The organism is Salmonella sp. SAL4457 (genome assembly GCF_046548235.1).
GTDB classification, from domain to species: domain Bacteria; phylum Pseudomonadota; class Gammaproteobacteria; order Enterobacterales; family Enterobacteriaceae; genus Salmonella; species Salmonella enterica.
This window is the reverse complement of the sequence record NZ_JBGDZO010000055.1, coordinates 1-465: the sequence shown is the minus strand read 5'-3', so window position 1 is coordinate 465 and position 465 is coordinate 1. Positions and strand designations below refer to the sequence as shown.

At 62.4% G+C, this 465-nt stretch carries 2 protein-coding genes; both read left to right on the top strand.

Annotated features, from left to right (window positions below):
• On the top strand, positions 1–243 hold a 243-nt coding region (locus tag ACLJNW_RS23190; protein ID WP_410961084.1), incomplete at its 5' end, for a hypothetical protein.
• Positions 209–465 (top strand): DUF2845 domain-containing protein (locus tag ACLJNW_RS23185; protein ID WP_410961083.1); only part of this gene is annotated, 257 nt, incomplete at its 3' end. The genes ACLJNW_RS23190 and ACLJNW_RS23185, both read left to right, overlap by 35 nt.

Sequence of the window (465 nt, the reverse complement as noted above, 5' to 3'; positions counted from 1 at the left end):
GAGTGGAAGGAACTGGACAGCGACGAACGCACCGCGAAGATGCGCGAAGCGGTGATCGCTTCCTGGGCCAAGAGCCAGGTGCTGCTGCGCCAGATTGGCCAGGCCCGGGCCACCCGGATCAAGGATTACCTGGTGGAGAAAGGCCAGTTGCCGGACGATCGCATCTACTTGATCGACGTCAGTTTCGCCGAAGGCGAAGACAAGGGTAATGTCGACACCCAACTGCACCTGGATAGCGAGTGATACTTTGCACAAGCGATTCGCCGCCCTCGCGGCCCCCCTGCTATACCTTGCCTGCGCGAGCGCGCAGGCCGACACCATGCGTTGCGGCAGTGCGCTGGTCAGCGTCGGCGACCGGGCCTTCGAAGTACAGCAAAAGTGCGGCGATCCGGATCACCGCGACGACGTCGGCTATACCCTGGGCAGCTACGATCGGCGGGAATTCAAGGTCGAGGAGTGGGTGTA